The organism is Flavobacterium sp. N502536 (assembly GCF_025947345.1).
Taxonomy (GTDB): Bacteria; Bacteroidota; Bacteroidia; order Flavobacteriales; family Flavobacteriaceae; genus Flavobacterium.
Map to the genome: position 1 here is coordinate 1,088,608 of NZ_CP110011.1, position 16,750 is coordinate 1,105,357.

The window sequence follows — 16,750 nt, forward strand, 5'->3', positions numbered from 1 at the left end:
GTCTTAATTCTTTTTAAAAGGTAAACCTAATTCAGCCAATAACGACTTTGCTTCTTTGTCTGTTTTTGCAGTAGTAACAAAAGTAATATCCATTCCTGAAATTTTGTTTACTTTGTCAATATCAATTTCAGGGAAAATGATTTGCTCTAAAACTCCAAGATTGTAATTACCTCTTCCGTCGAAACCAGTAGCTTTGATACCACTAAAATCTCTAACGCGTGGTAAAGCAGAAGTAATAAGTCTGTCTAAAAACTCATACATTCTCTCTCCACGTAAAGTAACTTTTGCTCCAATAGGCATCCCTTTTCTCAATTTGAAAGACGCAACGTCTTTCTTTGAAATTGTAGATACTGCTTTTTGTCCAGTGATCTTTGTTAACTCATCAACTGCATAGTCAATAAGTTTTTTATCAGATACAGCTGCACCAACTCCACGGCTCAAAACGATTTTTTCAAGTTTAGGAACTTGCATTACGTTTGTATATCCGAATTCTTCTTTAAGAGCAGAGATTACTCTACTCTTATATTCTTCTTTTAGTCTAGGTGTATATGCCATTACTATAGTACTTGATTAGATTTTTTTGAAAATCTTACTTTCTTATCTCCTTCTACTCTAATACCAACTCTAGTTGTTTCCTTAGTTTTAGGATCAATTAGTGAAATGTTAGATATTTGTATAGAAGCTTCTTTCTTAACGATACCACCTTGAGGGTTTTTAGCACTTGGTTTTGTATGTTTTGAAACCATGTTTACACCTTCAACTATCGCTTTATTTTTCTCACGGTAAACACGTAAAACTTTACCTTCAGCACCTTTATGGTCTCCAGCAATAACTCTTACGATATCTCCTGATTTTATTTTTAGCTTTATCATCTTAAAACGAATTAAAGCACTTCTGGTGCTAATGATACAATTTTCATGAATTGTTTTTCACGAAGTTCTCTTGCTACCGGACCAAAAACACGTGTTCCTCTCATTTCCCCTGCAGCGTTCAAAAGAACACATGCATTATCATCGAAACGGATATAAGAACCATCAGCTCTTCTCACTTCTTTTTTGGTACGTACAACAACTGCAGTTGAAACAGCTCCTTTTTTAACGTTACCGTTAGGAGTTGCATCTTTAATAGATACTACAATCTTGTCACCAACAGAGGCATACCTTCTTTTGGTACCTCCTAAAACACGGATAGTTAAAACTTCTTTTGCTCCCGTGTTATCTGCTACTTTTAGTCTTGATTCCTGTTGTACCATAATTATTTAGCTCTTTCTAAGATTTCAACTAATCTCCAACATTTTGTTTTACTTAAAGGACGCGTTTCGCTAATTCTTACAGTATCTCCAATGTTACAGTCGTTTGTTTCGTCGTGTGCAACGTATTTCTTTGTTTTCAACACGAACTTACCGTATAATGGGTGTTTTACTTTTCTTACTTCAGCAATAACAATAGACTTATCCATTTTATTTGAAGTAACAACACCTATTCTTTCTTTTCTTAAATTTCTTTTTTCTTCCATCTTTCAGCAGAATACAATTATTGTAACTCTCTTTTAGTTAACTCTGTAGCCAATCTTGCAACTGTTCTTCTTACACTTCTAATTTGAAGTGGGTTCTCAATTGGAGAAATAGCGTGAGCCATTTTTAGGTCAGCATATATTTTCTTAGTTTGACTAAGTTTTTCTTGCAACTCCGCTGCAGAAAGATCTTTTATTTCTGATTGTTTCATAATATAAATTTAATTATGCTTCGAAATCTCTAGCAACGACGAATTTAGTTTTTACTGGAAGCTTTTGAGCTGCAAGACGTAACGCCTCTTTTGCAACTGATAAAGGAACTCCTCCAACTTCAAACATAATTCTTCCGGGTTTAACAACGGCAGCCCAATATTCAACGGCACCTTTACCTTTACCCATACGTACCTCAAGAGGCTTCTTAGTAATTGGTTTGTCTGGAAATATTTTGATCCATAATTGTCCTTCTCTCTTCATGAAACGAGTTGCAGCGATACGCGCAGCTTCGATTTGACGAGAGGTTAAGAACATTCCATCTTCATGTACAGATTTAATACCAAACATTCCATTAGAAAGTTCATGCCCTCTTTGAGAGTTACCTTTCATTTTACCTTTTTGTACCTTACGGTATTTTGTTCTTTTAGGCTGTAACATTTTTCTTTAGTTTAAAAATTTACTTTCTTTTACGAGCGTCTGGTTTTCCACCTTTATTAAAGTTAGATTTACCTCTAGGGGCATCTCCACCTTTACCACCACCAGTTCCAGATTGTTTTTTATCCATTCCTGCAAGCGGAGAAAGATCTCTCTTTCCATAAACTTCACCTTTCATGATCCATACTTTGATACCCATTCTACCGTAAGTAGTGTGAGCTTCAGCCAAAGCATAATCAATATCAGCTCTGAAAGTTGATAGAGGAATTCTACCTTCTTTGAAACCTTCTGAACGCGCCATCTCAGCACCATTCAAACGACCAGAAATCAAAACTTTGATACCTTCAGCGTTCATACGCATAGAAGCAGCAATAGCCATTTTGATTGCACGTCTGTAAGAAATACGGCTTTCGATTTGACGAGCGATGCTTGTCGCCACAAGATAAGCATCTAACTCAGGTCTTTTAATTTCAAAGATGTTGATTTGAACCTCTTTGTCAGTAACTTTCTTAAGTTCTTCTTTCAACTTGTCTACCTCTTGTCCACCTTTTCCGATAATGATACCAGGTCTAGCAGTAGTGATAGTAACGGTTACAAGTTTCAAAGTTCTCTCGATGATTACTTTAGATACACTAGCTTTTGATAAACGAGCGTGGATATACTTTCTGATTTTGTGATCTTCGGCTAATTTATCACCGTAATCATTTCCACCATACCAGTTTGAGTCCCACCCTCTGATGATACCAAGTCTATTTCCAATTGGATTTGTCTTTTGTCCCATGCTGCTTAAGAATTGCTTTGTGTGTTATTGATAGCTCCAAGCACGATTGTTACGTGATTAGAACGTTTTCTTATTCTGTGTGCACGACCTTGTGGAGCTGGACGAAGTCTTTTCAACATCATTCCACCATCTACTCTGATCTCTTTAACAAATAATCCAGCCTCTTCTAAATTACCTTCACTATTTTTTTGCTCCCAGTTGTTGATTGCAGATAATAATAGTTTTTCTAGTTTTCTTGAAGCTTCTTTAGAACTGAATCTTAAGATGTTAAGTGCTCTTTCTACCTTCTGACCTCTTACCAAGTCCGCTACTAAGCGCATTTTTCTAGGTGAAGTAGGGCAGTTATTCAATTTTGCGAAAGCAATAGACTTATTAGCCTCTTTTCTCGCATCTGCTGTTTCTCTTTTACGAACTCCCATTGCTTCTTATTTTTTACCTTTATTTTTTGCTCCAGCATGACCTCTAAAAGATCTAGTTGGTGAAAACTCTCCTAATTTGTGACCTACCATGTTTTCTGTTACGTAAACTGGTACAAATTGACGACCGTTATGAACTGCGATTGTTTGTCCAACAAAGTCTGGAGTAATCATGGAAGCTCTAGACCAAGTCTTTACTACTCCATTTTTTCCGCTTTCAATGTTTTCTTGAACTTTCTTGTCTAACTTATAATGAACGAAAGGTCCTTTTTTTAATGAACGTGCCATATCTTATTATTTCTTTCTACGTTCTACGATATACTTGTTACTCGGGTTTTTCTTAGAACGAGTTCTATAACCTTTTGCTGGTATTCCATTTCTTGAACGTGGATGTCCACCAGAAGAACGTCCTTCTCCACCACCCATTGGGTGATCAACAGGGTTCATTGCAACAGGTCTTGTTCTAGGTCTTCTTCCTAACCATCTTGTTCTACCAGCTTTTCCTGACACAACTAATTGGTGGTCTGAATTAGAAACAGCTCCAATTGTAGCCGAACAAGTTAACAAGATCAATCTTGTTTCACCAGAAGGCATTTTAATTGTAGCATATTTTCCATCTCTTGCCATTAACTGAGCAAATGTTCCAGCTGAACGAGCGATTACCGCACCTTGACCTGGACGTAACTCAATACAAGAGATTACAGTTCCCAAAGGAATTCTGCTTAAAGGCAATGTATTACCAATTTCAGGTTGAGATTCTGGACCAGAAACTAATTTCTGACCAACTTTCAATCCGTTTTGAGCAATAATATAAGTTTTCTCACCATCAGCATAAGCTAATAAAGCGATAAATGCAGTACGATTTGGATCGTATTCGATTGATTTCACAGTAGCCGGAATTCCGTCTTTAGTTCTTTTGAAATCAATAATACGATATCTCTGCTTGTGACCACCACCCGTATAACGCATGGTCATCTTTCCTTGACTATTTCTACCTCCAGAGTTTTTTATCGGCGCTATCAAAGAGCGTTCCGGCTTATCAGTTGTAATGGCGTCATAACCATTCACAACTCTAAATCGCTGACCTGGGGTAATAGGTTTTAATTTTCTTACTGACATTTTTCTATCTTAGATATTGTTGTAAAAATCAATTGTTTCTCCTTCTTGTACTTGTACAATTGCTTTTTTAATTGCATTTGTCTTTCCACTGATTAAACCACTTTTAGTGTATTTTGTAGTTCTATCCGGTCTTACGTTCATCGTGTTAACTGAAACGATAGTTACTCCATAAGCAGCTTCAACAGCTTTCTTAATTTGAACTTTGTTTGCTTTTTTGTCAACAACGAATCCGAAGCGGTTTAAAACTTCACTTTCTTTGGTTACTTTTTCCGTTACTATAGGTCTAATTATGATACTCATATTCCTATTATTTACTTAAATTTTCTTCAATTAACTCCAAAGAACCTTCTAAAAGCACTAAATTGTTAGTGTTCAAAATAGCGTAAGTGCTTAATTCTGAGCTAGTTACGACATTAGAAGCCTTTAAATTGCGTGACGACAAATATACATTTTTATTCGACTCACCCAACACAAATAAGGATTTTTTATTCTCTAACCCTAAAGCTTTCAAAACGTTAATGAAATTTTTAGTGTTTGGCGCTTCAAAATTAAAGTCTTCAAGAACGATGATATTCGACTCTTTTGCTTTGATTGAGAAAGCTGATTTTCTTGCCAATCTTTTCAAGCTTTTATTCAATTTGAATGAATAACTTCTTGGTCTTGGTCCGAAAATTGTTCCACCACCTTTAAACAATGGATTTTTGATACTTCCCGCACGAGCTGTACCAGTTCCTTTTTGTTTTTTAATCTTACGTGTACTTCCTGTCACTTCAGCTCTTTCTTTAGCTTTGTGAGTACCTTGTCTTTGATTAGCAAGATATTGCTTAACATCAAGGTATACAGCGTGATTGTTTGGTTCAATTGCGAATACTGAATCAGAAAGTTGAACTTTTCTTCCAGTATCTTTTCCGTTGAAATCTAATACTTTTACTTCCATTACTTCTGAATGATTACATAAGAGTTTTTATGTCCAGGAACACATCCTTTAATAACAAGTAGGTTCTTTTCAGCCACTACTTTTAAAACTCTAAGGTTTTGAACTTTTACATTGTCTCCTCCCATTCTTCCAGCCATACGCATTCCTTTGAATACTCTAGATGGATAAGAAGATGCTCCTACAGAACCTGGCGCTCTTAAACGGTTGTGTTGACCGTGAGTTGCTTGTCCAACACCACCAAAACCGTGACGTTTAACAACCCCTTGAAAACCTTTACCTTTAGATACACCTTGTACATCTACAAATTCTCCTTCAGCAAAAATAGAAACATCAATAAGATCCCCTAATTTTTGTTCAGTTGCAAAATCTTGAAATTCAACGACTTTTTTCTTAGCAACAGTTCCAGCTTTTTTAAAGTGACCTAAAGCCGCTTTAGTGGAATGTTTCTCGTTTTTGTCATCGAAACCAAGTTGCAACGCTTCGTACCCGTCAACACCTTTGGTTCTGACTTGGGTAACAACACACGGCCCAGCCTCGATTACTGTACAAGGAATGTTTTTCCCGTTTTCGTCGAAAATACTAGTCATGCCGATTTTTTTACCAATTAACCCAGACATAAATATTAATTATTAATTACTAAAATTCCCTTCAATTTGAAAATAACAGAAATTTCCAAACAGGGAGTGCAAAAGTAGATATTAAAATTGAATATACCAAACAGTTAGAAAAATTAAATCGCTCATAATCAAAATCCAAGCTTCAAAATAACAGCCGGCACAACTTTTCCGATCTCAAAATTTGAAGCATTTTTTTTAATCTTTACACAATTTACACTTAACAATTACATAATAAAACAGAAATAAAAAACTTTCGCACCCCCTTAAAACAAAGGACTTTACACCAACTTACCAGTCCCTTAAAATCATCGAATATTAAAAAAATACCCGACTCAAAATCTCCTTCCAAAAACAAAAAAAAGCGAGACATTTCTGTCTCGCTTTTCATATAAAAAAATATAAAAAAATTATACTTTTATCTCTACTTCAACTCCACTTGGCAATTCAAGTTTCATTAATGCATCAATAGTTTTAGATGAAGATGAATAAATATCAATCAATCTCTTGTATGACATTACTTCAAATTGCTCTCTCGCTTTTTTGTTAACGTGCGGAGAACGCAATACAGTGAAAAGTTTTTTGTGAGTTGGTAACGGAATTGGACCTGTTACAACTGCTCCAGTAGTTTTTACTGTTTTTACGATCTTTTCAGCAGATTTATCTACCAACATGTGATCGTAAGATTTTAGTTTTATTCTGATTTTTTGACTCATTTTCTTAAGAATTAAGCGTTACCTTTTGCTTTTTTAATTACAGCTTCTGAAATATTAGAAGGTGTTTCTGCATAGTGAGAAAACTCCATTGTTGAAGTTGCTCTACCAGATGATAATGTTCTTAATGTTGTTACATAACCAAACATTTCTGATAAAGGCACATCAGCTTTAATAGTTTTAGCACCGTTTCTGTCACCCATGTCATTCACCTGACCTCTACGACGGTTGATATCACCAACGATATCTCCCATGTTTTCTTCAGGAGTAATAACTTCCATTTTCATGATTGGCTCCAAAATAATAGCACCAGCAGCTTTAGCTACTTCTCTATAACCCATTCTAGCAGCTAACTCAAAAGAAAGCGCATCAGAATCGACAGGGTGGAAAGATCCGTCCGTCAAAGTTACTTTTAAACTATCTACTTGATAACCAGCCAATGGACCAGTTTTCATAGCTTCACGGAAACCTTTTTCTACAGAAGGGATATATTCCTTAGGAACGTTACCACCTTTTACTGCATTAATAAACTGTAATCCTACAGGAACTTTACCATCCACTTCTTCAGCTGGCTCAAGTGTAAATACGATATCACCGAATTTACCACGACCTCCTGATTGTTTCTTGTAAGTCTCTCTGTGTGTTGCAGTTCTTGTAAACGCTTCTTTGTATTCAACTTGAGGCTCACCTTGGTTCACTTCAACTTTAAATTCACGTTTCATACGATCTACTAAGATATCTAAGTGAAGCTCACCCATACCTGAGATAATAGTTTGCCCTGAAGCCTCATCTGTTCTAACTGTAAATGTTGGATCCTCTTCAGCTAATTTAGCCAAAGCCATACCCATCTTATCAACGTCAGCTTTAGTTTTAGGTTCAATTGCAATACCAATTACCGGTGCAGGGAATTTCATAGACTCAAGAATGATTGGGTGTTTTTCATCACACAATGTATCTCCAGTTTTAATATCTTTAAATCCAACAGCAGCTCCAATATCTCCAGCCTCAATATATTCGATTGGATTTTGTTTGTTAGCGTGCATTTGGTAGATACGAGAGATTCTTTCTTTACTTCCTGAACGAGTGTTCAAAACATAAGAACCAGCATCTAAACGTCCAGAATAAGCACGGAAGAAAGCTAAACGACCTACGAATGGGTCAGTAGCAATTTTAAATGCCAAAGCAGCGAACGGCTCTTTTACGTCTGGACGACGTAAGATTTTAGTTTGATCTTCTTCTAATAATTCAGCATCATCAGGGTGAATTCCTTCGATACCTTCCTTATCCATTGGAGAAGGTAAATATTTACAAACTGCATCTAACATGAATTGAACTCCTTTGTTTTTGAAAGAAGAACCAGCGATCATCGGGATGATAGCCATATCCATAGTAGCAGCTCTTAAAGCGTTGTTGATTTCTTCCTCAGTAATAGAGTTCTCATCTTCCATGAATTTCTCTAAAAGGTTTTCATCGTAATCAGCAACCGCTTCAATAAGAATAGATCTGTATTCTTTAACCTCTGCAACCATATCAGCAGGAATTTCAACAATATCAAAAGTCGCCCCTTGAGTTGCATCATGCCAAATGATAGCTTGGTTTTTTACTAAATCTACAACACCTTTGAAATCATTTTCTTCACCAATTGGCAAAGTGATCGCAACAGCATTTGATTTCAACATATCACGAACCTGTTGACAAACTCCTAAGAAGTTAGATCCTTGACGGTCCATTTTGTTAACAAATCCCATACGTGGAACTCTGTACTGATCAGCAAGTCTCCAGTTAGTTTCTGACTGAGGCTCAACACCATCAACAGCACTAAATAAGAAAACTAATCCATCAAGTACACGTAAAGAACGGTTTACCTCTACAGTAAAGTCAACGTGTCCAGGAGTATCAATAATATTAAAGTGGTATGGCAATGATTCAGGCAAAAGTTTTCCTTGCTCAGTTGGAAAATTCCACTCACAAGTTGTTGCAGCTGAAGTAATTGTAATACCTCTTTCTTGCTCTTGAGCCATCCAGTCCATTGTTGCAGCACCATCGTGTACTTCACCAATTTTATGTGACTTTCCAGTATAAAAAAGGATACGCTCAGTTGTTGTTGTTTTACCAGCATCAATGTGAGCAGCAATTCCGATATTTCTTGTATATTTTAAATCTCTAGCCATTTCTTACGAATTAAAATCTAAAGTGAGAGAAAGCTTTATTAGCTTCTGCCATCTTGTGAGTATCCATTCTTTTCTTAACCGCAGCACCTTCTTCTTTAGCAGCAGCTAAACATTCTGACGCTAAACGTTGTGCCATAGATTTTTCATTTCTTCTTCTAGAATAAAGTATTAACCACTTCATTGCCATAGAAATTTTTCTGTCTGGTCTAATTTGCATTGGAATTTGAAATGTAGCTCCACCAACTCTACGACTACGTACTTCTACGTGAGGCATAACGTTTGTTAACGCATCTTTCCAAATTTCTAATGAAGATTTTTCTGAATCTTGCTTTTTAGACTCAATGATGTCAATTGCATCATAAAATACTTTGAAAGCTGTAGATTTCTTACCGTCCCACATTAAGTTGTTCACAAAACGTGTTACCAATTGGTCATTAAACCTCGGGTCTGGTAAAAGTGGTCTTTTCTTTGCCGCTCTTTTTCTCATGTCTTTTTCTTAAAAGTTTTTAAATTACTTTTTTGCTTCTTTTGGGCGTTTAGCACCGTACTTAGATCTTCTTTGCGTTCTTCCTGCAACTCCTGACGTGTCAAGCGCTCCACGAACGATATGATATCTAACACCTGGTAAATCTTTTACCCTTCCACCTCTAACTAATACTATCGAGTGCTCTTGTAAATTGTGTCCTTCTCCAGGGATGTAAGCATTCACCTCATTACCATTTGTCAAACGTACACGCGCAACTTTACGCATTGCAGAGTTTGGTTTTTTTGGTGTAGTAGTGTAAACACGCGTACAAACCCCTCTTCTTTGAGGACAAGAATCTAAAGCAACCGATTTACTCTTCTTAGTTATCTGAGTTCTTCCTGTTCTTACTAATTGTTGAATTGTTGGCATAATTAATACTAAAAATTTATTATGTATATTAAATTCCCGCTTTTTACGGGGTTGCAAATGTATAAAATATTTTTCACTATACAAACGTTAATCCATTAATTTTCAATAAGATTATTTAAGCTTATGATTTTACAAACAAACAATAGATATTTGCAATACTTTTAATAAATGAAACAATTGCTTTTGAAACCGCTTTTATCCCTCCTATTTTTCATTGTCAGCATTTCTTTCTATGCTCAAGATCTTCATTTACAAATTAAAGGATCCAATCCAGCCGAAACACAAATTATTGATTCACTAAGTTACTCCGGAAATCACGCTAACCTAAAATCACTATTTGACGAAGTTAAAAATATTTCTGAGAAGCTATCCAAAAAAGGTTATCTGGACCATCAAATAATGGAGACAAAAAAAATAAACGACAGCACTTTCACCTCCACAATCAACTTAAAAAACAAAATAAAAGAGGTACATATATATATAGGAGCAAATCGCAGTTTTTTTGACGACGCAAAAATCAAAAACGACACCTTAATTATTCCGTATAGAGAATTAGAAAATTATCTAAATCAAAAAACATTAGAGGCAGAAAAAGCAGGTTTTGCGCTCAACAAAATAAAACTTGAAGACCTACAGAAAAAGAATTCCATAATTTACGCAAGCTTAAATTTTAAATCCGAAAAAAAACGCACTGTAAATTCCATTATTCTAACCCAAACCGACAACTCCAAACGAGATTATTTCCCAAAAGGACACCTCAAACAACTCAACAAAAAATACCTAAACAAAACTTTCAATCAGGAAACTATAAAACAATTATACAACGACATCAATGCATTTGAATTTATAACTCAAACGAAATACCCCGAAATTCTATTCACAAACGATGCTACAAAAGTATATGCTTATATCGAAAAAAGAAGAGCAAACACTTTTGACGGCTACATTGGCTTCTCTAATGACGAAAACAAAAAAACAACCCTAAACGGATACCTGGATCTGTCGTTATTAAACACGCTTCATGCAGGCGAACAATTCTCGCTATATTGGAAAAGCGACAGAAACCAACAAAAAACCTTTAATACAAAAATTGAAATTCCGTACATATTCCAATCCCCACTAGGCATCAAAGCCCAACTCAATATCTTCAAACAGGACAGTACTTTTCAGAACACCAAAACCGCAATTGACCTAGGCTATTTCTTAAACTACAATTCACGACTCTACCTGGGTTATCAGTCTACGGAATCAAGCGACATTCAAAACACAAACAACAGCACCATTAGCGACTACAAAAACTCGTACGTCACTTCTACTCTCGAGTATAAAAAAACAGATTATCTCAATACCTTATTCCCTAAAAAAGCCGCTCTAAACTTCATCGTCGGATACGGGAAAAGAAACACCAACAACAGCCCACAAACCGTAACATCCAGCAAACAATTCTACACCAACCTTAATCTGTCGTACAATTTTGAACTCAACAAAAAGAACTTCATTTTTCTGAATCCTCAGGTTTTTTATTTAAAAAGCCAAAATTACATCACCAACGAATTGTTTCGGTTTGGAGGAACAAACTCTATAAGAGGTTTCGCCGAGAACAGCCTTCAGGCCAATTTCGCCTCTATGTTACTCACCGAGTACCGATACAAAGTATCCAACAACCTGTACATCAATTCGATTATAGACTTTGCAATCTATCAAGATTTAACAAACAATCAAAATCTTAATAAATTACAAAAATTATCAGGAGTCGGAATCGGCACAACCATCCAGACAACGAGTGGACTGTTGCGAATTAATCTCAGCAATGGCGGGGAAAGTCTTCAGGAAATTAAATTTTTTAACACAATTGTCAGCATAAACTATAATGTTAAATTTTAACACTGTGAGAAAATTCACCAAAACAGCGATCTCACTATTAACAAATCATTAAGAACTTAGAATTTCCGTAAAATCCCAAACAATAAGCGGAATTACACGAAATAACCGCAGTAATAACTGACCAAAAACCCAGCAAATTCAATTATTTAACACAATGCTTAATATATGTTACAATGTTAAATTTTAACCTTGTGAGAAAATTCATTAACCCAACACTAGGATTATTAACAAATTATTAAGAATATTGTAAGACTAATTCAAAATAATTGAAAAAATGAAACCAAAGTTCAATGGATTTTTAGTACTACTATTAGTGCTATTCGCGCAACTAACCTTTGCGCAGGAAAGAGCCGTTTCGGGGACCGTTACCGATGATGCAGGTATGCCATTACCAGGCGTAAGTGTACTAATCAAGGGAACAAAAACCGGCACACAAACTGATTTTGACGGTAAGTACTCCATCAAAGCAACCACAAGTCAAATTTTAGTATTTAGCTACATCGGCATGAAGACTCAAGAAATTGCCGCGAGCTCATCACAAGTAAACACTAAGTTATCTGGAGATGCCCAACAGCTGGAAGGCGTTGTGGTAACTACAGCGATGGGTATTAAAAGAGAAAAGAAATCTCTTGGATATGCCTCTCAACAAATTTCAGGAAAAGACGTTAATGGCGGAGCCGGAAACGCTAACGTTGCCAACCTCCTATCTGGTAAAGCTGCGGGGGTAGAAGTTCAAAGAAACAACAACTTTGGAGGCTCTACAAACGTTGTAATCAGGGGAAATAAATCACTTACCGGAAACAATCAGGCCCTTTGGGTTATTGATGGGGTGCCAATTGACAACTCTAACACAAACGTTTCTTCACAACAAGTTGGTGGCGGTGGTTACGATTACGGTAACAATGCTTCGGATATCAACCAGGAAGACATCGAAAGCATCAACATTCTTAAAGGAGCTGCTGCAACGGCATTATACGGATCAAGAGCCGCAAATGGTGTTGTAATGGTAACTACCAAAAAAGGAAAATCAAATGACAACAAAATAGGATTTTCTTTCTCAAGCGGATTCACCAATGGAAGTGTTGACAAATCAACTTTTCCTAAATATCAAAACAGATACGGATCCGGATATGGTTTTGGATCGTCATTCTTAGGAACTGGTACACCAGACACCGTTGACACCTCTAATGATGCTTCTGACGGGGACGCGTTCAACAATCAACCCGTGTATCAATGGGATGCTTTCACACCATTTTCTCCAAACTACGGAAAAGCAACACCATGGGCAGCTGCAAAAAATGGCCCTGTAACTTTCTTTAATGATGCTCATACTTTTGTTAATAGTATTGCACTTGAAAAATCAACTGAAAGATCAAGCTTATCTTTAAGCTATGTTAACACTAATCAAACTGGTATTCTTCCAAACAGTGAATTGAAGAAAAATCAAATCAGTGCCAGATTCAGCCAAAAAGTTACTGACAAACTTACTGCCAATGCTTATGCAGCAGTTACACTACAAAGTACTGTAGGTAGAAACTCGACAGGTTACAATGACAATATCATGAGTAACTTCAGACAATGGTGGCAAACTAATACCGATGTTCAGGCTTTAAAAGATGTTTACTTTGCATCAGGCGGACAAAACGTAACCTGGAACTGGGCCGACCCAACAGATCCTTCAGGTTTAGTACCGGCATACTGGGACAACCCATACTTTACCCGCTATCAAAATTATTCTTCTGATGACAGAACACGTTTGTTTAGCTACGCTTCCCTTAACTACGAAATCACTCCATGGTTAAGCGCATTAGGAAGAGTTTCGCTTGATACGTACAAACAACTACAAGAAGAAAGAAGAGCTATTGGATCTATCGCTTCAGGATTTGGTCTTTCACCAGTTGACGAATCATCAGGATACCAAAGAAACAACATCGACTTCCAAGAGATCAATTATGACTTTATGTTAAACTTCAATAAAAAAATTGGAGACAACATTAGCTTAAATGGAGTAATCGGAACAAACATCAGACGTAATAAAAGAGACAATGTACTTTCTTCAACCGTTGGAGGATTAGTAGTTCCTGGAATTTATGCCTTATCAAATTCACGTTTAGACCTTCCATTCCCAAGAGAAGCAAAAATATCTTCAGGTGTTAATGGTATCTATGCTCAGGCATCTGTTGGTTATTTAGACACTTACTTTGTAGATGCTTCTATCAGAAGAGACGTTTCATCTACATTACCAGACAACAACAACGATTATGTTTACCCTGCAATTTCAGGATCATTCCTTTTCTCAAACGTAGTAAAAGCAGACTGGTTAAATCTGGGGAAATTCAGAATCAACTATGCTGAAGTTGGAAATGATGCAGACGCATTACAATTAAACAATACTTATACAAGAGTATCCAACTTCCAAGGAACACCTCTTTACACAAATGCATTATTACTTCCATTCCGTAGTATCAACAAAAATCCAAACCTAAAACCTGAAAGAACAAAATCATTCGAAGTTGGTTTAGAAACAAGTTTATTGGACAGACGTTTAGGATTTGATGTTACTTACTACAAAACAAACTCCGTTGATCAAATTGTTGCAGCTGCTGTTTCTTCAGGATCTGGTTTCACAAACGGACTTGTAAATGGTGGAAACATCGAAAACAGAGGATTTGAGATTCAGTTAAACGGAACTCCAATCAGAACTAAAGATTTCACTTGGGAAATTATCGTAAACTGGTCTAACAACAGAAGTAAAGTAATCACTTTACCAAACGGACTAGACAATCTGCAATTAGGAGCTTTCCAAGGTGGTGTAACGGTTAATGCTGCACCGGAGAAGCTTACGGCGCACTTAAAGGAACTGACTTTGTTTACACAAACGGTCAGCCAACAATAGACCAAGCCACAGGAAAATACATGATCACTACTTCTTCAGACAATACAATCGGAAACATAACTCCGGACTGGATTGGTGGTGTTAGAAACAAATTTACCTACAAAAACTTAACTTTCGGATTCTTAATTGACACTCAAAAAGGTGGAGACATTTTCTCTTTAGATATGTATTATGGTCTTGCATCTGGATTATACAAAGAAACAGCTGTAGGAGACATCAGAGAAAATGGTACTTTAAATCCTGGAGTAGCTCCTAACGGAACTCCAAATACCGTAAAAACAAAAGGTGGAACAATTGCAACCAGCATGGGATATCAGGCAGCTCCAAACAAAGCCTTTATCTATGACGCTTCTTTTGTTAAATTAAGAGAAGTATCTATTACTTACAACTTCCCAAAAAGCATGTTCGAAAACACATTCATAAACGCAGCATCTGCAAGTTTAGTTGGTTCGAACCTATGGATAATCAGTAAAAATCTACCATACGCAGATCCAGAAAGTGGACTGTCTTCAGGAAATAGCTCAAGAGGTTATTCAGTTGGATCTCTTCCAACAACCAGAGATATTGGTTTTAACTTAACATTCAAATTTTAATACAGAACAAAATGAAAAAATTAATATATGCTTTAGGAATCATGCTTCTCACAGTTTCATGTGACGATAGCAGCCTAACAGACTTAAATGTAGATGTAAAAAACCCTTCTGTAGTACCCCCAAGCACTTTATTTACAAATGCTGAGAAAAACCTAACAGAACAACTTGTCAATACCAACGTAAACAGAAACATTTTTAGATTAGTAAATCAACAATGGACTGAAACTACGTACCTGGACGAATCTATTTACAATTGGGTAACCCGTAAAATTTCAGACAATCACTGGGACAGACTTTATGCAGGCGCACTTGCTGATTTATCTCAGGCAAAAGGATTTTTGGAAAAAGATGTAATCTCACCTACTGATCCTGAATTTGCTCAAAAAACAATCATCAAGAAAAATCAATTAATTTTGATTGACATACTAATGGTATATACGTATCAAATTCTAGTAGATACTTTTGGTGATGTTCCTTACTCAGAATCCTTACAAGGTTCTGCTGATTATTTGCCTAAATACGACAAAGCAATAGACATCTACAAAGATTTAATTGCACGTCTAAATAAAGACATCGCCGGTTTAGACACTTCACACCCAGGTTTTGGAGCTGCAGAAGTTATCTATAAAGACGATCTGAATGCCTGGATTAAATTTGCAAATAGTATGAAGCTAAAATTAGGTGTTAACCTAAAAGCGTCAGGACTTGAATCAGCACTTGCCGATGCTACCATTATATCTGGTGCTGCAGGAGGATTTACATCAAATGCCGACAACGCAAAATTACCTTATATGTTAAACCTTCCGAATACCAACCCACTATATGTAGATATGGTATTCTCAGGAAGAAATGACTTTGTTGTTGCAAAACCATTCGTTGATGCTTTAGTGACATTAAACGATCCGAGAAAAACTCCTTATTTCAGACCAACTTACAAAGACACCAATGCTGATGGAGATTTGATCACTGTAACAGGTTACAGAGGTGGAATCGTTGGAATAAAAAACTCTCAGTCTAAATATACTCACGCCAGTGACAAAATCAAAGCACCAGATTTCAGTGGTACTTTATTAGATTATGCAGAAGTAGAATTTTTATTAGCAGAGGCTTCAGGAAGAGGTGTTGCTGTTGGAGGTACTATTGCTTCTCATTATAATGCAGCAATTTTAGCTTCTATGGAAGACTGGGGTGTTTCATCAACTGATGCCAACGCTTACCTTGCTCAACCAGCAGTTGCTTATGCTACAGCGACGGGAACATGGCAACAAAAAGTAGGAGAACAAGCATGGTATGCTTTATTCAACAGAGGTTTTGAAGGCTGGACATCTACCAGAAGATTAAACTTCCCTGTTCTAACAGCACCGGCAACTGCAGACCCGGCAGCAGCAGGACAAGTTCCATCGAGAATGGCTTACCCTATCAGAGAACAAACGCTAAACGCGACAAACTACAATGCTGCAGCAACTTCTATTGGAGGTGACAAACTAACAACGAAGATTTTTTGGGATAAATAAGAAATACCAGAAAATAACATAATTTAACACAAAACCATCCGATCTTCGGGTGGTTTT

21 protein-coding genes are annotated in these 16,750 nt (G+C 36.5%); 4 read left to right on the forward strand and 17 right to left on the reverse strand.

Going from position 1 to position 16,750, the window contains the following annotated elements; all coding sequences use genetic code 11:
- Nucleotides 1-3 precede the first annotated feature (3 nt).
- From rplE to rpsL, 17 genes are all read right to left on the reverse strand, one after another.
- Nucleotides 4-555: a 50S ribosomal protein L5 gene (gene rplE / locus OLM61_RS04925; RefSeq protein WP_017495015.1), complete on the reverse strand. Its 552-nt coding sequence runs from the start codon at nt 553-555 to the stop codon at nt 4-6.
- 2 nt (nt 556-557) lie between these two features.
- Nucleotides 558-872, reverse strand: a complete 315-nt coding sequence (rplX, locus tag OLM61_RS04930) for a 50S ribosomal protein L24 (protein ID WP_007803650.1) — start codon at nt 870-872, stop codon at nt 558-560.
- 11 nt (nt 873-883) lie between these two features.
- On the reverse strand, nt 884-1,252 hold the full coding sequence (gene rplN / locus OLM61_RS04935; RefSeq protein ID WP_007803649.1) for a 50S ribosomal protein L14: 369 nt from the start codon (nt 1,250-1,252) through the stop codon (nt 884-886).
- A gap of 2 nt (nt 1,253-1,254) precedes the next feature.
- Nucleotides 1,255-1,515, reverse strand: a complete 261-nt coding sequence (rpsQ, locus tag OLM61_RS04940) for a 30S ribosomal protein S17 (RefSeq protein WP_007803646.1) — start codon at nt 1,513-1,515, stop codon at nt 1,255-1,257.
- A 17-nt stretch (nt 1,516-1,532) separates the two neighbouring features.
- Entirely contained in the window at nt 1,533-1,724 is a 192-nt protein-coding gene (gene rpmC / locus OLM61_RS04945; protein ID WP_007803639.1) for a 50S ribosomal protein L29, read from the reverse strand.
- 13 nt (nt 1,725-1,737) lie between these two features.
- Nucleotides 1,738-2,163: a 50S ribosomal protein L16 gene (rplP, locus tag OLM61_RS04950; protein ID WP_007803637.1), complete on the reverse strand. Its 426-nt coding sequence runs from the start codon at nt 2,161-2,163 to the stop codon at nt 1,738-1,740.
- Between the two features lie 19 nt (nt 2,164-2,182).
- Nucleotides 2,183-2,941 carry a 30S ribosomal protein S3 gene (rpsC, locus tag OLM61_RS04955; protein ID WP_012022487.1) on the reverse strand — a complete coding sequence of 253 codons (759 nt, stop codon included), beginning with the start codon at nt 2,939-2,941 and terminating at the stop codon, nt 2,183-2,185.
- A gap of 5 nt (nt 2,942-2,946) precedes the next feature.
- Nucleotides 2,947-3,360, reverse strand: coding sequence for a 50S ribosomal protein L22 (gene rplV, locus OLM61_RS04960; protein WP_007803631.1), 414 nt, complete (start codon nt 3,358-3,360; stop codon nt 2,947-2,949).
- Nucleotides 3,361-3,366: 6 nt separating this feature from the next.
- Entirely contained in the window at nt 3,367-3,645 is a 279-nt protein-coding gene (gene rpsS / locus OLM61_RS04965; protein WP_031456039.1) for a 30S ribosomal protein S19, read from the reverse strand.
- A gap of 6 nt (nt 3,646-3,651) precedes the next feature.
- Nucleotides 3,652-4,476, reverse strand: a complete 825-nt coding sequence (gene rplB / locus OLM61_RS04970) for a 50S ribosomal protein L2 (protein ID WP_173967238.1) — start codon at nt 4,474-4,476, stop codon at nt 3,652-3,654.
- A 9-nt stretch (nt 4,477-4,485) separates the two neighbouring features.
- Complete coding sequence (gene rplW / locus OLM61_RS04975) at nt 4,486-4,776, reverse strand: 50S ribosomal protein L23 (protein WP_017495018.1); 291 nt, start codon at nt 4,774-4,776, stop codon at nt 4,486-4,488.
- A gap of 7 nt (nt 4,777-4,783) precedes the next feature.
- Complete coding sequence (gene rplD, locus OLM61_RS04980; protein ID WP_065450855.1) at nt 4,784-5,413, reverse strand: 50S ribosomal protein L4; 630 nt, start codon at nt 5,411-5,413, stop codon at nt 4,784-4,786.
- On the reverse strand, nt 5,413-6,030 hold the full coding sequence (rplC, locus tag OLM61_RS04985) for a 50S ribosomal protein L3 (RefSeq protein WP_007803612.1): 618 nt from the start codon (nt 6,028-6,030) through the stop codon (nt 5,413-5,415). The genes rplD and rplC overlap by 1 nt, the downstream gene beginning before the upstream one ends.
- 407 nt (nt 6,031-6,437) lie before the next feature.
- The gene (gene rpsJ, locus OLM61_RS04990) at nt 6,438-6,743 is read right to left on the reverse strand and encodes a 30S ribosomal protein S10 (protein ID WP_007803605.1); all 306 of its coding nucleotides are present in this window, start codon (nt 6,741-6,743) and stop codon (nt 6,438-6,440) included.
- An 11-nt stretch (nt 6,744-6,754) separates the two neighbouring features.
- Entirely contained in the window at nt 6,755-8,911 is a 2,157-nt protein-coding gene (gene fusA / locus OLM61_RS04995) for an elongation factor G (protein WP_173967235.1), read from the reverse strand.
- Between the two features lie 10 nt (nt 8,912-8,921).
- Nucleotides 8,922-9,398, reverse strand: a complete 477-nt coding sequence (gene rpsG, locus OLM61_RS05000) for a 30S ribosomal protein S7 (protein ID WP_007803600.1) — start codon at nt 9,396-9,398, stop codon at nt 8,922-8,924.
- Nucleotides 9,399-9,422: 24 nt separating this feature from the next.
- Complete coding sequence (gene rpsL / locus OLM61_RS05005; protein ID WP_007136570.1) at nt 9,423-9,806, reverse strand: 30S ribosomal protein S12; 384 nt, start codon at nt 9,804-9,806, stop codon at nt 9,423-9,425.
- 168 nt (nt 9,807-9,974) lie between these two features.
- Between rpsL and OLM61_RS05010 the strand changes: the two genes are divergently transcribed.
- The 4 genes from OLM61_RS05010 to OLM61_RS05020 all read left to right on the forward strand — a co-directional run bounded on the left by OLM61_RS05010 (nt 9,975) and on the right by OLM61_RS05020 (nt 16,693).
- A complete protein-coding gene (locus OLM61_RS05010; protein WP_264525346.1) occupies nt 9,975-11,690 on the forward strand; it encodes a hypothetical protein in 1,716 nt (571 codons plus the stop codon).
- Nucleotides 11,691-11,964: 274 nt separating this feature from the next.
- Complete coding sequence (locus OLM61_RS05015; protein ID WP_319800540.1) at nt 11,965-14,586, forward strand: SusC/RagA family TonB-linked outer membrane protein; 2,622 nt, start codon at nt 11,965-11,967, stop codon at nt 14,584-14,586.
- A 20-nt stretch (nt 14,587-14,606) separates the two neighbouring features.
- Nucleotides 14,607-15,179, forward strand: coding sequence for a hypothetical protein (locus OLM61_RS20885; protein ID WP_319800541.1), 573 nt, complete (start codon nt 14,607-14,609; stop codon nt 15,177-15,179).
- An 11-nt stretch (nt 15,180-15,190) separates the two neighbouring features.
- Nucleotides 15,191-16,693, forward strand: a complete 1,503-nt coding sequence (locus OLM61_RS05020; protein WP_264525347.1) for a SusD/RagB family nutrient-binding outer membrane lipoprotein — start codon at nt 15,191-15,193, stop codon at nt 16,691-16,693.
- Nucleotides 16,694-16,750: the final 57 nt, after the last annotated feature.